Here is a 15,014-nt window from a genome sequence, read left to right on the forward strand (position 1 = left end):
GCGGCATCACGGCCCGCCCGGGAGCCTCCGGGGCCGGGGCCGGGAGCCGGGTGCGCACCGGGTGCGCACCGGGTGCGCCGAGAGCCCCGGACGCGTGCGTCCGGGGCTCTCGGGCGGGCGGCGGCGGTCGTCGGCGCCGCGGCCGGTCAGGCGTTCTCGGGCGCCGGCAGCTTCTCGTACTCCGACCGCACCGTCGGCTCCCCGCGCCGCACCGCGCCCGGAGCCCGGCCGGACGGGTGGTGCGCCTTGCTGGACGAGGTGAGCTGCCACGGCACGCTGATCACCATCACGCCCGAGGTGAACAGCAGCCGGCTCTTCAGCCAGAACGCGGACTGGTTGTGCAGCAGGTGCTCCCACCAGCGCCCGACCACGTACTCGGGGATGAACACCGCCACCGCCTCCCGCGGGCTGCTCCGGCGGTACTCACGGACGTACTGGACGACCGGCCGGGTGATCTCCCGGTACGGCGAGTCCAGCACCTTCAGCGGGACCTGGACGTCCAGCTCCTCCCACTGCCGTTCCAGCTCCCGGGTCGCGTCGTCCTCCACCGCGACGGTCAGCGCCTCCAGCGAGTCCGGCCGGAACGCCTCCGCGTAGCCGAGCGCCCGCAGGGTGGGCTTGTGCAGCTTCGAGACCAGCACGATCCCGTGCACCTTGGACGGCCGCACCGACTCGGCGTCCGGATCGTCCACCGCCAGCTCCTCGGCGACGCTGTCGTAGTGCCGGCGTATGCCGCGCATCATCACCCAGAGCACGACCGCCGCGACCACGGCCAGCCAGGCGCCCTGGGTGAACTTGGTCAGCAGCACGATGACCAGCACCAGCGCGGTGGTGACCGCGCCGAAGGCGTTGATCACCCGGGAGCGCTGGGCCGCGCCGCGGACGGCCGGGTCGGTCTCGGTGGCCAGGGCGCGGTTCCAGTGCTTCACCATCCCGATCTGGGACAGCGTGAAGGAGGTGAAGACCCCCAGGATGTACAGGTGGATCAGGCTGGTGACGTCCGCGTCGTACAGCCAGAGCAGCCCGCCGGCCACCACCGCGAGCGCGATGATGCCGTTCGAGAAGGCCAGCCGGTCGCCGCGGGTGTGCATCTGCCGGGGCAGGTAGCGGTGCTCGGCCAGGATCGAGGCCAGCAGCGGGAACCCGTTGAACGCGGTGTTCGCCGCCAGGATCAGCACCAGCGCGGTGACGGCCTGGATGAAGTAGAAGAGGAAGCTCTGGTCCCCGCCGAAGACGGCGGCCGCCAGCTGGGCGATCACGGTCTGCTGGGGCGCGGTGTGGCAGTCGCCCACGAACCCGGTCAGCTGACAGGCGTCGTCGGTGAGGTGCACCTTCGCCATCAGGGCCAGCGCGGTGATGCCGACGAACATGACCACGGCCGTGATGCCCATCACGGCCATCGTGGCGGCGGCGTTCCTCGACTTGGGCGCCCGAAAGGCCGGTACGCCGTTGGAGATCGCCTCGACGCCGGTCAGCGCCGTGCAGCCGGAGGCGAACGCCCGCAGCCCCAGCATCAGCAGCCCGAGACCGGCCAGGGTGTCCTTGCCGTCCACCGGCAGGACCCCGTACGAGGCGCTGGCCGCCACCGGGGTGTCCCCGAAGACCGCCTTGACCAGACCGGTGACCACCATCAGCAGCATGCCGCCGATGAACAGGTACGTCGGCGCGGCGAAGGCCTTGCCGGACTCCCGGACACCGCGCAGGTTCATCGCCGCCAGCAGGGCGACGAAGCCGACCGCCAGCTCGACCCGGTGGTCGGCCAGCGAGGGCAGCGCCGAGATGATGTTGTCCACGCCCGAGGCCACCGACACCGCGACCGTCATCACGTAGTCGACCAGCAGTGAAGCCGCCACCACCAGGCCGGAGTTGGCCCCCAGGTTGCGGGAGACCACCTCGTACGACCCGCCGCCGCTCGGGTAGGCGTGCACGACCTGGCGGTACGACATCACCACGACCGCCATCAGCGCGACCACGCCGGCCGCGACCCACGGGGTCAGGTACAGGAAGGCGGTGCCACCGACGGTGAGCACCAGCAGGATCTCCTGGGTCGCGTAGGCGACCGAGGAGAGCGGGTCGGAAGCGAAGATCGGCAGCGCCAGCCGCTTGGGGAGCAGCGTCTCGCCCAGCTCCTCGCTGCGCATGGCCTTGCCGATCACTAGGCGCTTGAGCGCCTGGGGCACGTTGAACACATGGGTGAGCGTAAGGGCCTGGATCCGGGCGGCAATGAGCCGCGGCGGAGTGTCCGGCCGGGGCGGCGCGCCCTTTGGGCGGAGTGTTCTCGCAGGTCGAAGCCGCTATGTACGGGCCGTTCCGGGTCGGTCGGGGGTGTTTTCGGGGCATTGAGCCCCCCCGTTAAGACATCGTCAAGATATGACGATCGGCCGAATTATTCGGGGCATTCCGTACTTTTCGCCCGGGCCCGGCCGGCCCTTCCGGGGCCGCTCCGTTCGCCTGCCGGCCCGTCCGCCTGCCCGCCCGCCCACTCGCCGGGTGCCGCTGCGCCCGCCCGCCCGCCCGCCCGCCCGCTCGCCGGCACCGCAGCGCCCGCCCGCTCCGGTCCACCGCTACATCCGCATCCGGAGCCGGCAGACCACCGCGTCGGTGTGGCGGCGCAGCGCCCGGTCGATGACGGCGCCGCGCCGGTTCTGCAGCGCCCGCTGCCAGGAGCGGGCCGGTTCGACCTCGGGGATCAGCACGGTGAGCCGGTCGTAGGCGTGCTCGGCGGCGAGCTCGTTGACGAAGGCGGCGATCGGCGGGCCGAGCCGGCGGTGGCCGTCGGGGAGCTCCACCAGCGGCACGCCGGGCTGCCACAGCTCCCAGTCCCGGCGCAGCGCCTCCGCCTCGGCGCCGTCGTGGACGACGGTGACGGCGAGGACTTCGTCGCCGAGCGAGAGGGCGGCGGAGAGGGCGTCGCGGGTGAGGCGGGTGATGGCGGTGACGGGGACGACGACCAGGCTGCGCTGCGGGGTGAGCGGGCCGGGCACGCGGCCGAGCTCCAGGCGCTCGCCGATCCGGGTGTAGCTGCGGTGGATCCCCTCGAAGAGGAGGACGAGCAGCGGCAGGGCCAGGCAGATGCCCCACGCGCCCTCGGTGAACTTCGTGCCCGTGACGACGACCGCGGCGACGCCGGTGAGCAGCGCGCCGAAACCGTTCAGCGCGGCCCTCGCCCGCCAGCGGGCCGGCCGTTCGAGGCACCAGTGCCGGACCATGCCGACCTGGCAGATCGTGAAGCCGACGAACACCCCGATCGCGAACAGCGGCACCAGGCTGTTGACGTCCCCGCCCGAGCCGGCCAGCAGCAGCGCGGAGACGGCGGCGAGGAACAGCACGCCGTGCCGGTGCACCTGGCGGTCGGCGCGCAGCGCGAAGACGTGCGGGAGGTGGTTGTCGCGGGCGAGGAGGTGGAGCAGGACGGGCAGGCCGCCGAAGGAGGTGTTGGCGGCCAGAGCGAGCAGCACGACGGTGGCGAACTGCACCAGGTAGAAGCCGGCGCCGTGGCCGAGCGAGGCGTCGGCGAGCTGGGCCAGGACGGTGACGCCCTCCACCGGCTGGAGGTGGAAGCGGCCGATCAGCACGGCCAGTCCGATCAGCATCACGCCCAGCAGCACGCCGAGCGCGACCTCGGTGTGCTGTGCGCGCTTCACCCGCGGCGCGCGGAAGGACGGGACGGCGTTCGCCACCGCCTCCACGCCGGTCAGCGCCGAGCAGCCGGCCGCGAAGGCCTTGAGCAGCAGCAGCGCGCCGACCGCGGTGGCGTTCCCGGCCAGGACGGAGGCGTGCCCGGCGGCGGCCTCGGTGCTCGCCGGCGCGTCCCGGAACAGACCGACGACGACGATCGCCAGGACCGACAGCACGAAGACCGCGGTGGGCGCCAGGAACCAGCGCGCCGACTCCGCGATCCCCCGCAGGTTCACCGCCGTCACCAGCGCCAGCACGCCCAGGCAGAGCCAGACCCGGTCGCCGTACAGGCCAGGCACCGCCGAGGTCAGCGCCGCCACCCCGGCCGTCACCGACACCGCCACGTTGAGGATGTAGTCGATCACCAGCGAGGCCGCCGCGGTCAGCGCCGTCCGCCGCCCCAGGTGCGCCTTGGCCACCGCGTACGAGCCGCCGCCGTCCGGGAACGCCGCGATCACCTGCCGGTACGAGGCCACCAGCACGGCCAGCAGCACGGCGATCGCCGCCGTCACCGGCAGGGTGAACCCCAGCCCGTACGCGCCCGCCGCGGCCAGCACCAGCACGATCGACTCGGGCCCGTACGCCACCGACGCCATCGCGTCCAACGACAGTGCGGACAGGCCGCCCAGTGCGGTCAGCCGGTGGCGCTCGTCCGGGGCCGCGCCGGCATCCGGGGGCCGGGGCCCGGCGGTGACGACCGGACCGGTGGCCGGGGTGACGGGGCTGGACATCGAACGGAACCTCCGCAGTCGGGCTACTGCTCCCGATCCTGCGGGCCGACCGACCCCCGCTCCGCCGCCCCTACGCGTTCCTGACGCCGCGACGGGCGCCCTTGACGGGCTCTTGACGTGCCGTCGGCGGGGCCGGCGGGGAACGTCGGGGAGGAAGTGGCCGGAGAGGACACGGCCGGGGAAGGCACGGCCGGGGAGGAAGTGGTCGGGGAGGGAGGGCCGTCGTCCCGGCGGGCGCCGGTTGGGAAGACGATCAGCTCGGACGAAGGACTCCCGGCGCATGCGGACACGACCGGGACTGCTCTGCGACAAGGCTGCACGGCCCTGCCCGTCCCCTGCGACCACTCTGCTGGCTCGGGAAGGTAATTGCAAGTAATACGCAATAACGGCACTCCCGAGGCGAATGGCTACCCTTCGCACATGATCACTCACCCTGCGCGACTCTTCCTCGTCGACCTCGACCACACCCTCGTCGAACGCGACGGCGGCCCGGACGCCTGGGTACCCGGCTTCTGCGCCGCCCACGGCCTCCCCGCCGAAGCCGCCCCCATCGTCTTCACCCTGTCCCGCGCCGAACGCTCCCCCGCCGGCTTCGCCCGGATCGCCGCCCGCTACGGCCTCCCGCACTCCGGCCACACCCTCTGGGAGGAGCACGTCGCCCAGGAGGCCGCCCGTACCCACCTGATCCCCGGCGTGCCCGCCGCCCTGGCCGCCCTCCGCGAAGCCGGCTGGGCCATCGCCGTCGTCACCAACGGCAGCACCGACATCCAGCGCGCCAAACTCGCCCGCACCGGCCTGCTCCCCGCCGTCGACGCCGTCTGCGTCTCCGAGGAGGCCGGCGCCCGCAAACCGGACCCGGAGATCTTCCGGCTCGCCGCCGCCCGCCTCGGCCGCACCCTCACCCCCGACACCTGGATGGTCGGCAACAACCCCGCCACCGACATCCGGGGCGCCCACGCCGCCGGCGTCAGCTCCATCTGGATCACCCCGGCCCCGCCCGCACCCCTCCCCCCGTCCCATCCGACCCCCACCCGCACCGCCCCCGACACCCCCGCGGCCGCGGCCCTCCTGCTCGCCAACCCCTGACCACGGGTCGGCCGGACCTGCCGGACCCGCCGAACAAAAAGGACCGGCCCGGACAGCGTTTCCGCTGTCCGGGCCGGTCCGATAATCCAGTGGCTGGTGCAGGGTTCGAACCTGCGTAGCTTGCGCGGCAGATTTACAGTCTGCTCCCTTTGGCCGCTCGGGCAACCAGCCAGGATCGGTGTCTCCCGGGGGCTTGCCCCGTTCGACTCCGTAAACGATACCCGATGCCGGGGGGTGCTTCGCCACTCGATAGGTCACGTGATGATCAAGGGGTGGGCGTGGCTGTCGGGGGCGGGGGCGGGGCGGGGCTGGATAGGCTGGGACGGCGGGCGCCCGGTGGGGCGGACCGTGTCAGTGAAGCCAGAGCATCAAGGAGACCAACACCCATGGCCGACTCCAGTTTCGACATCGTCTCGAAGGTCGAGTGGCAGGAGGTCGACAACGCGATCAACCAGACCTCCCGCGAGATCGCCACCCGGTTCGACTTCAAGAACGTCGGCGCCGACATCAGCCGGTCCGGCGAAACGATCGAGATGAAGGCCAACGGCGAGGAGCGGGTGAAGGCCGTTCTGGACGTGCTCCAGAGCAAGTTCATCAAGCGCGGCCTGTCGCTGAAGGCTCTGGACACCAAGGAGCCGCAGCTCTCCGGCAAGGAGTACAAGATCTTCGCGGACGTGAAGGAGGGCATCTCCCAGGACGATGCCAAGAAGGTCGCGAAGATCATCCGCGACGAGGGCCCGAAGGGCGTGAAGGCCCAGGTGCAGGGTGACGAGCTGCGCGTCAGCTCGAAGAGCCGCGACGACCTGCAGACCATCCAGGCACTGCTCAAGGGCAAGGACCTCGACTTCGCGATCCAGTTCGTGAACTACCGCTGACCCTCTGCGGGGTGTGTGCGGCGAGGCCCCGGTCCCGAGTTGTTCGGGACCGGGGCCTCTCTCGTCGGCCGGGCCGGGTCAGCCGGCGGCGGGGTGGGGGTGGCCGGCGGCCTGGCGGGCCGCGGCCGCGGCGTCGGCGAGGGACTGGCCCTGCGCCTTGAGGGCGGCGAGCTGCTCCGCGAGGGTCGGTGCGGGGGCGCTCACGCCGGGGACGGTCGGCGGGGTCGAAACGGTCACCGGCGGGGTCGGCAGCTGGCCGAGCAGGCCCTGCAGCGCCGACTGCAGCGAGGCCACCAGTTGCTGGAGGGCGCCGAGGTCGGGCAGCCCGGACGTCAGGGACGTGACCAGCCCGGTGACGGTGCCGACGAGGTCACCGACCGTCCCGAGGAGCGCGCCCGGGTCGGGGGCGGCGGGGAGGGCCGGCAGCTCGGGAAGGGTCGGGAGCTCGGGAAGAGCCGGGTCGGCCGGGAGGTCCGGCAGGGCCGGGAGGCCGGACACCGGCGCATCGGCCGGGGGCACCGTGACGGGCAGCGGCACATCGGCCGGGCGCGCGGGGGCGACGGGGACGCCCGCGGCGACCGGAACGGCCGACAGGCCCGGGACAACAGCGGAGAAGGGGGAGGTTCGGGGGGCCGCGGCTCCATTGCCGGCGGCGGTGGCGGACGCCGTGGCGACCGGGGTCAGCACAATGGCTGCGGTCAGCGCGGCGGCCATCCAGGTGGCACGCATGGGTGTTGCTTCCTCTCGATGCGAGTCGGGCGGGATCGCCCGATTCACACGTTGGGGCAGGCCGGTTGGGCCGGCCACCGTAGGTACGCCGAACGGTGGCGACACACCGCAACGCCGGGAGGAACGCAGGGCCGGGGCCGGAGGCCGGGGGCCCGACGGCTCAACCGGCCGTCGCCCAGCGGGCGGTGCTGGAGTGCGCCGCCAGGCCGACCGCCTCGAACTCGTCGGCGTGGTCCGCGTGCCCGACGCGGGCACCGAGCCGGCGCAGGGCCCGGGATATCGGGCTGCCCTCCGGCGGGAAGGGCTCGAACTCGGCTGTGACGAGCGGGCCGAGGTCGAGCCGGCCGTCGGCCCAGACGGCGGCGCGCTGCGTACCGACGCCGCCGGACCAGTCGGTCTCGACGCAGGCGATCGGGCCGGCCTTGGACCAGGCGGCGATCCGCAGTTCGAGCCCGTCCGGGAACCAGTCGAAGCCGGCGCTGCAGTCCGACGCCCCGTCACTGCCGCCGAGTTGGGGCGCGGAGAGGAAGGCGGGGGTGGCCGGGAGCAGGGCGAGCCCCTGGGACAGCGGGCTGAGGCGGGCGGCCGGCACCTCGGCCGCGGCCACGGCGAGCAGTTCTGCCGGGCCGATCAGCGCCTGAAGTTCGTAGGGCATTCAGTCATCCTGAACCACGGCACTGACAATCGGCCCGGCATTTACGATTCCGTGGCTGGAAGGGAACCGGCCCGAGAGGGCCGCTCGGGCCGGACGCCGTAGAGCAGGGTCGGCACGATCGCCTCCACGGCGCCCTCCGCCCCGCCGGGCACCTCGCCGTCGACCTCCGGCGAGGCCTGCAACTCGTCCATGATTGCGGCGAGTTGACGGCGGAATCGGATCAGCCCGGCCGGGCCGGGGCGCCGTGCGAAGTCCGCGAGGAGGCCGGGCGGGCCCGCCGAGCCGTCCTCGGGGGCACTGAAGTCGACCCGGCCGGACCGGAGGTGCGTGCCGAAGTCGGCGCGGACCGGGTCGACACCGGCGGGCAGCGCGTCGTTCTCCGGCGAATTCGCCGGCCGCGCGATCGCGGATCCGCCGGCTCCGCGGGCGGCGCCGGGCCGCGGGCCGCGGGCCGCTCCGGCGCCCTCCGGGACGCCCGTGCCGGTACCCCCCGTGCCGGTACCCCCCGTGCCGGGGCCCGAACCGCCGCCGCGCGGGCTTGAGAGTCGCTCACCCGTGCGGGTGCACGCCGCATGCGACGCGCGCGGCAACCGGGTGAACTGGCCGGGTACGGCCCGCCTCCGGGACGCCCCGGAGCCCGGAGCGGGCGCAAGCAGGCGCCCGGGGCCGCACCCGAGGAGGACTGATGAGTTCCACGGACGTACCCTCGCCCGGCCGGAGCAGCCCGGCCGGAGCAGCCACCGTACGGGAACGCGGCGGGTCGGTGGCCGCCCGGCTCGCCAGCGCGCCACGGATGTCCTGGCTGACGCTGGCCCTGATGACCACCAGTTCGGTGGCGAGCCTGCGGTCGGCCCCGACGATGGCGGTGTACGGCCTGGCCTGCGTCTTCCTCTACCTCGTCCCGGCGGTCGTCTTCCTGCTGCCGACCGCGCTGGTCTCCGCCGAGCTGGCGTCCGGCTGGGACGGCGGCGTCTACCGCTGGGTGTCGGAGGGCCTGTCGAAGCCGCTCGGATTCCTCGCCGTCTGGTGCCAGTTCGCGATGACGATCTTCTACTACCCGTCCCTGCTGGCCTACGTCGCCTCCACCATCGCCTACGTGGTCAACCCGTCCCTGGCCAGCAACGGCCCGTACACCGCCGTAGTGATCATGGTGCTGTACTGGACCGGCGTCTGGGTCTCCTCGCGCGGGACGAAGGCCGTGGCCGGCCTCTCCTCCTGGGGCCTGGTGATCGGCACCCTGATCCCCGGCACGCTGCTGGTGGTGCTCGGCATGGTCTTCCTCGGCCAGGGCAACGCCTCCGCCGCCCCGATGAACGCCGCCCACCTGTTCCCGCAGTGGACCGGCCTGGCCAGCCTGGTGCTGATCGTCAACAACTTCCTGAGCTACTCCGGCATGGAGATGAACGCGGTGCACGTCTCCTCGCTGCGCAACCCGGCGAAGGAGTTCCCCCGCTCGATGTTCACCGCCTCCGGCATGGTGCTGCTGATCTTCATCCTGCCCGCGCTGGCCATCAGCTGGGTGGTGCCGTCCAGCCAGCTGAGCCTGACGGCCGGCGTGATGCAGGCCTTCGACTCCTTCTTCCAGTACTTCCACATCGGCTGGCTCACCCCGGTGATCGCGGTGGCGCTGGTCGCGGCCTCGCTCGGCGGCATGCTGACCTGGCTGGCCGGGCCGTCCAGGGGCCTGCTGATGATCTCCCGGCAGGAGGGCTACCTGCCGCCGTTCCTGCAGCAGTTGAACAAGGAGGGCATCCAGCAGAACCTGCTGGTCACCCAGGGCGTGGTGACCACAGTCATCGCCCTCGCGTACGCGCTCATCCCGAACGTCTCCAGCGCCTACTGGATCTTCTCGGTGATCACCACGCAGGTGTACCTGATCGTCTACCTGCTGATGTTCGCCGCGGCGATCCGGCTGCGCCGCACCCAGCCCGACCACCCCCGCGGCTACCGGGCACCGGCGCTGGTGCCGATCTGCGTGATCGGTCTGCTGTCCTCGGCGGCCGCGATGGCGATCGGGTTCGTGCCGTCCTCGCAGTTCGGCGGCGGCAGCGTCTGGGTCTACGTCGCCATCGTCGGCGGCGGCCTGCTGGTGCTCGGCGCCCTGATCCCCTACCTGTTCCTGCGGCTGCGCAAGCCGGAGTGGCGCTCACCGGAGGCGCAGGCCGAACTCGCCGCGCAGGAGGCGCAGGAGCTGGGCGGGGCCACCCCCGACGGCACCCTCCGCACCCGCGGCGACGACAGCACCGGAGGTGCGGCATGACCGGCACGCTGATGGCCTCGCGCCACCGCTGGATCTACCTGGGCTCGATCGTCGTGCTGGTCGCGATGCTGGTCATCGGCCTGCTGAGCTACACCCAGGTGCACGCCACCACCCAGGCCGGCAAGAAGGCCCAGCAGCTCTCCGAAGCCCTGCGGGCGGCCGGCTACCCGGTGCCGGACCAGAGCCAGATCGTGCACACCCTGGGCGAGGACGGCGGCGCCGTCTGCGCGGACCCGGCGAACGCGCTGCAGCAGGCGCAGTGGAAGTACGGCATGTCCAACGGTGCGAGCGGCCCCGGCCAGCGGCCGGTGCTCTCCGACCGCGAGGTGGTGCTCGCCGAGGCGATCGTGCTCTCGGTGTACTGCCCGGACAGGCTCACCGCCATCCAGGACCGGATCGACGACCTCAAGCTCCGCGACACCGTCCGCAACTGACGCACCACAGCCGACCCGGCCCAGCCGACGCACCGCAGCCAACCCGAGGCCGGCAACGCACCGCCACCGACACACTGCCACCGACGCACCGCAGCCGACGCACCGCGACCGACGCACCGTGACCGACGCACCCCCCCAGGAGCCACTCCCATGACCGACGAACTCGCCCGCCGGATAGCCGGCCTGATGCCCCGGGCCAAGACCGACCTGGCCGAGCTGGTCGCCATCCCGTCCGTCGCCGATCCCCGCCAGTACCCGCCGGAGAAGTGCCGCGAGGCCGCCGAGTGGGTCGCCGCCGCCTTCACCGAGGCCGGGCTGCACGACGTCCACCTGGAGGAGACCCCGGACGGCAGCCACGCCGTGATCGGCCACCGCCCGCCCCCGCCCGGCGCACCGACCGTCCTGCTGTACTGCCACTACGACGTCCAGCCGCCGCTCGACGACGCCGCCTGGACGTCCCCGCCGTTCGAGCTGACCGAGCGCGACGGCCGCTGGTACGGGCGCGGCACCGCCGACTGCAAGGGCAACGTCGTCATGCACCTCACCGCGCTGCGGGCGCTCGGCGACGACGTCCCGGTCGGCATCAAGTTCGTCGCCGAGGGTTCGGAGGAACAGGGCACCGGCGGCCTGGAGGCGTACGTGCCCCCGCACGCCGGCGAACTGCACGCCGACGCCCTGCTGGTCTGCGACACCGGCAACGCCGCCGTCGGCGTCCCCACCGCCACGACCTCGCTGCGCGGGCTCGCCAACCTGGTCGTCTCCGTGACCACGCTGCGCGGCGACATGCACTCCGGCATGTTCGGCGGCCCGGCCCCGGACGCGCTGGCCGCGCTGATCCGCGCGCTCGACTCGCTGCGCGACCCCGACGGCGGCACCCGGATCGACGGCCTGGACTGCACCGGCGAGTGGAGCGGGGTCGGCTACGACGAGCAGCAGTTCCGCACCGACGCCGGCGTCCTCGACGGAGTCCGGCTGACCGGCTCCGGCAGCGTCGCCGACCGGCTCTGGGCGCGGCCCGCCGTCACCGTGCTCGGCATCGACTGCCCGCCGGTGGTCGGCTCGGCCGCCGCCGTCCCGGGCACCGCCCGCGCCCGGGTCAGCCTGCGGGTGCCCCCCGGCACCGACCCGCAGGCCGCGCAGGCCGCGCTCACCGCCCACCTGAAGGCCGCCGTGCCGTGGGGCGCGCAGGTCGCCGTGGAGCCGGAGAGCGTCGGTGCGCCGTTCCGGGCCGCCACCGGCGGACCGGCGTACGCCGCACTCGACAAGGCCATGCAGGAGGTCTACGGCCGGCCGATGTCCTTCCTGGGCCAGGGCGGCTCGATCCCGCTCTGCAACGTCCTCGCCCGGACGTACCCGGAGGCGGAGATCATCCTGATGGGCGTCGAGGAGCCGCGCTGTCTCATCCACGCCCCCAACGAGAGCGTCGACCCCGGCGAGATCGAGCACATGGCGCACGTCGAGGCGCTGTTCCTCCGGCACTACGCCGGCGCCGGCCGGACGTGATAGAGCGTCAGTACCGCAACCGCCGGCACCCCGGCCGAACGCTGCCGACCCAGGAAGGCGGGAGACACCCGTGCCACGACCGTTCACCACCGAGGACTACTCCGCCCGGCTGGCCCGGGCCACCGCCGCCGCCTCCGCCGCCGGGCTCACCGGCCTGGTCGTCGCGCCCGGCCCCGACCTCGTCTACCTCTGCGGCTACCAGCCCACCGCGATCACCGAACGGCTGACCGCCCTCGTCCTCACCACCGGGCGCGAACCGGCCCTGGTCGTCCCGAGGCTGGAACGCCCGGACGCCGAGAAGGCGCCCGGCGCCACCGCCCTGCGCCTGCTCGACTGGACCGACGGGCAGGACCCGTACGCCACCGCCGTCCCGCTGCTCGACCCGGCCGGGCGGTACGGCATCTCCGACAACGCGTGGGCGATGCACCTGCTCGGCCTGCAGACCGCGCTGCCCGGCACCGGCTGGACCTCGCTCACCGAGGCGCTGCCGATGCTGCGGGCGGTCAAGGGCACCGACGAGCTGGAGCGCCTCGCCGCAGCCGGCGGCGCGGCCGACGCCGCCTACCGGGGCATCCTGGAGGTGGAGTTCGCCGGCCGGCGGGAGACCGACGTCGCCGCCGACCTCAGCGCCCTGCTGATCAAGTACGGGCACAGCCAGGTCGACTTCACCGTGGTCGGCTCCGGTCCCAACGGCGCCAACCCGCACCACGAGGCCGGCGACCGGGTCATCCGGGCCGGCGACACCGTCGTGCTGGACTTCGGCGGCCTCAAGGACGGCTACGGCTCCGACACCACCCGGACGGTGCACGTCGGCACCGACGTCCCGGCCGAGGTGCAGAAGGTGCACGACGTCGTCCGGCAGGCGCAGCAGACCGCGTTCGAGGCCGTCCGGCCGGGGGTGAGCTGCCAGGAGATCGACCGGATCGCCCGCCGGGTGATCACCGAGGCCGGCTACGGCGAGTACTTCATCCACCGCACCGGCCACGGCATCGGCATCACCACGCACGAGCCGCCCTACCTGGTCGAGGGCGAGGAGCAGCCGCTCGTCCCCGGCATGTGCTTCTCGATCGAGCCCGGCATCTACCTCCCCGGCCGGTTCGGGGTGCGGATCGAGGACATCGTGACGGTCACCGAGCACGGCGGGCGGCGCTTCAACAACACCCCGCACGAGCTCGGCACCGTCGCGTAGCGGGGCACGGCGTTGCGCTGAGCGGAGGCTTTCTGAGTCCCGGCTGGACGAACGGCGGTTCGCACGGAGACTCCTCCAAGAATGCCTTGCTAGCTTCGGCAGGCATGGACAAACTGCTCCGCCCGGCGCCGCTCCCGACCGAGCGCGCCGGGCGGCTGCGTCCGGTGAACCGGCCGCTGCCCGGCGCGCACCTCGGCGCCCTGGCACGACTCCGGCTGCTGGCGTGGCCGCTCTACCTCCTCGCCCTGCTCTGGTACCTGCGCGCGTACGGGCTGCCGTACTCCAACGACGTGGTGTTCCTCTGGCTGATCGGCGCCCTGCTGGCCGCCGCCGTGCACAGCGGACACGGGGCGCGCGGCTTCCTGCTGGTGCTGCGCGACTGGGTGCCGGTGATGGCCGCCGTCTGGGCGTACTCGCTGCTCCGCGGCTACGGCGCGCACACCCCGTGGGGGCCGTACCTGTGGCCGCAGCTGCGCACCGACGAGGTGCTCGGCTTCGGCGAGACCTGGACCGTCCGGCTCCAGCACGCGCTCTACACGCCCGGCTCGCCGCACTGGTACGACTACGCGGCGGTCACCGTCTACCTGTCGCACTTCTTCGTGGTCTTCGTGGTGCTGGCCGTGCTCTGGCGGCGCCGGCACGACCGGTTCCGGCAGTTGCTCACCTGCTACCTCGCACTGACCTTCGCCGGCTTCGCGACGTACCTGCTCTACCCCGCCGTCCCGCCGTGGCTGGCCTCCCAGCAGGGGCACCTGCCCGCACTGACCCGGGTGGTGTCGGACGTCCTCACCCAGAGCGGACTCCCGCGGGCCGGCTCGGTCTTCGAGAACGGCAGCCGCTTCGCCAACGACGTCGCCGCGATGCCCTCGCTGCACTCCGCCTACCCGGCGATGCTGCTGTTCTTCTTCTGGCCCACCGCCGGACGGCCGCTGCGGGCGCTGCTCGTCGCGTACCCGCTCGCCATGGCGTTCACCCTGGTCTACGGCGCCGAGCACTTCATCGTCGACGTGCTGGCCGGCTGGTCGTACGCGGCCGTGGTGGTGTACGGCCTGCGGTGGCTGCGGGTCCGGCGGTGGGAGCGGCTGCGGGCCGTTCCGGCCCCCGTGGCCGGGGCCGGGGCCGTCGCGGGCAGACTGGGCGGGTGAAGCCTTCCGCACCGGGGCAGCCCGGGAAACCCGTCCGGTCCGTCGAGCCCGCGGCGTCCGGCGAGCCCGGGGCGTCCGGCGAGCCCGGGGCGTCCGGGGCGCGCGGAGAAGCCGCCGCCCGGACCGCCCGGCCCACCGCCGAGGACCTGCTCGCCGCCCGCGACAGCACCATCCCCGACGTGGCCGCCCCCGGGCTGCGGGTGCTGTTCTGCGGCATCAATCCCGGGCTCTGGTCCGGCGCCACCGGCCGGCACTTCGCCCGCCCCGGCAACCGCTTCTGGCCCGCCCTGGAGCGCTCCGGCTTCACTCCCCGCCGGCTCCGCCCGGACGAGCAGGGCGACCTGCCCGCCCTCGGCCTCGGGATCACCAACGTCGCCCCGCGCGCCACCGCCAAGGCGGACGAGCTCACCGCCGACGAGCTGCGCGAGGGCGGGGCCGCCCTGGTCGAGCGGGTGCGGCGGCTGCGCCCGCGGGCCCTCGCCGTCCTCGGCATCGGCGCCTACCGGACGGCCTTCGGGCGGCGCACGGCGAGCATCGGACGGCAGCCGGAGGGCATCGGGGAGACCGAGGTCTGGGTGCTGCCCAACCCGAGCGGACTCAACGCGCACTACACGCTCGACGCGCTGGCGGAGGAGTTCCGCCGGCTGCGGGAGGCGGTGGCGGAGCCGCCCGCCCGCCCGTAGCCGCCCGGGGCGCCGGGGGTGTCCCGGACGCCCCGGACGCCCCGGA

Annotated in this window: 12 protein-coding genes and 1 tRNA gene; 8 read left to right on the plus strand and 5 right to left on the minus strand. The window is 73.5% G+C overall.

Annotation, left to right across the window (positions count from 1 at the left end; all coding sequences use genetic code 11):
• Positions 1 to 146: 146 nt before the first annotated feature.
• Positions 147 to 2,141 (minus strand): APC family permease, encoded by a 1,995-nt coding sequence (locus OH807_RS17545; protein WP_406211047.1) that lies wholly within the window; start codon positions 2,139 to 2,141, stop codon positions 147 to 149.
• Positions 2,142 to 2,564: 423 nt separating this feature from the next.
• Positions 2,565 to 4,409 (minus strand): APC family permease, encoded by a 1,845-nt coding sequence (locus OH807_RS17550; protein ID WP_406199639.1) that lies wholly within the window; start codon positions 4,407 to 4,409, stop codon positions 2,565 to 2,567.
• Between the two features lie 420 nt (positions 4,410 to 4,829).
• On the opposite strand from OH807_RS17550, the gene OH807_RS17555 reads away from it, so the two are divergent.
• Positions 4,830 to 5,495 carry an HAD family hydrolase gene (locus OH807_RS17555; protein ID WP_406199642.1) on the plus strand — a complete coding sequence of 222 codons (666 nt, stop codon included), beginning with the start codon at positions 4,830 to 4,832 and terminating at the stop codon, positions 5,493 to 5,495.
• Positions 5,496 to 5,585: 90 nt separating this feature from the next.
• Here the strand turns inward: OH807_RS17555 and OH807_RS17560 are convergent.
• Positions 5,586 to 5,666: transfer RNA gene (locus OH807_RS17560), tRNA-Tyr, on the minus strand.
• 215 nt (positions 5,667 to 5,881) lie between these two features.
• On the opposite strand from OH807_RS17560, the gene OH807_RS17565 reads away from it, so the two are divergent.
• A complete protein-coding gene (locus OH807_RS17565; protein WP_406199645.1) occupies positions 5,882 to 6,370 on the plus strand; it encodes a YajQ family cyclic di-GMP-binding protein in 489 nt (162 codons plus the stop codon).
• A 78-nt stretch (positions 6,371 to 6,448) separates the two neighbouring features.
• Here OH807_RS17565 and OH807_RS17570 read toward each other — a convergent pair whose 3' ends face one another.
• Both OH807_RS17570 and OH807_RS17575 read right to left on the minus strand, forming a co-directional pair.
• A complete protein-coding gene (locus OH807_RS17570; RefSeq protein ID WP_406199647.1) occupies positions 6,449 to 7,099 on the minus strand; it encodes a hypothetical protein in 651 nt (216 codons plus the stop codon).
• Between the two features lie 160 nt (positions 7,100 to 7,259).
• On the minus strand, positions 7,260 to 7,754 hold the full coding sequence (locus tag OH807_RS17575; RefSeq protein ID WP_406199650.1) for a hypothetical protein: 495 nt from the start codon (positions 7,752 to 7,754) through the stop codon (positions 7,260 to 7,262).
• A gap of 685 nt (positions 7,755 to 8,439) precedes the next feature.
• Here OH807_RS17575 and OH807_RS17580 point away from each other — a divergent pair.
• The 6 genes from OH807_RS17580 (at position 8,440) to mug (ending at position 14,968) form a co-directional block, all read left to right on the plus strand.
• Complete coding sequence (locus OH807_RS17580) at positions 8,440 to 10,014, plus strand: APC family permease (protein ID WP_406199652.1); 1,575 nt, start codon at positions 8,440 to 8,442, stop codon at positions 10,012 to 10,014.
• Entirely contained in the window at positions 10,011 to 10,448 is a 438-nt protein-coding gene (locus OH807_RS17585) for a hypothetical protein (RefSeq protein WP_406199654.1), read from the plus strand. Before OH807_RS17580 ends, OH807_RS17585 begins: the two co-directional genes overlap by 4 nt.
• Before the next feature lie 150 nt (positions 10,449 to 10,598).
• Positions 10,599 to 11,951, plus strand: a complete 1,353-nt coding sequence (locus OH807_RS17590; protein ID WP_406199656.1) for a dipeptidase — start codon at positions 10,599 to 10,601, stop codon at positions 11,949 to 11,951.
• Between the two features lie 70 nt (positions 11,952 to 12,021).
• Positions 12,022 to 13,140 carry a M24 family metallopeptidase gene (locus OH807_RS17595; RefSeq protein ID WP_406199659.1) on the plus strand — a complete coding sequence of 373 codons (1,119 nt, stop codon included), beginning with the start codon at positions 12,022 to 12,024 and terminating at the stop codon, positions 13,138 to 13,140.
• A 104-nt stretch (positions 13,141 to 13,244) separates the two neighbouring features.
• Positions 13,245 to 14,285 (plus strand): phosphatase PAP2 family protein, encoded by a 1,041-nt coding sequence (locus OH807_RS17600; protein WP_406199662.1) that lies wholly within the window; start codon positions 13,245 to 13,247, stop codon positions 14,283 to 14,285.
• Between the two features lie 146 nt (positions 14,286 to 14,431).
• Positions 14,432 to 14,968: a G/U mismatch-specific DNA glycosylase gene (gene mug / locus OH807_RS17605; RefSeq protein WP_406211049.1), complete on the plus strand. Its 537-nt coding sequence runs from the start codon at positions 14,432 to 14,434 to the stop codon at positions 14,966 to 14,968.
• Positions 14,969 to 15,014: the final 46 nt, after the last annotated feature.

The organism is Kitasatospora sp. NBC_01560, from assembly GCF_045208415.1.
In the GTDB taxonomy this organism is placed as follows: domain Bacteria; phylum Actinomycetota; class Actinomycetes; order Streptomycetales; family Streptomycetaceae; genus Kitasatospora.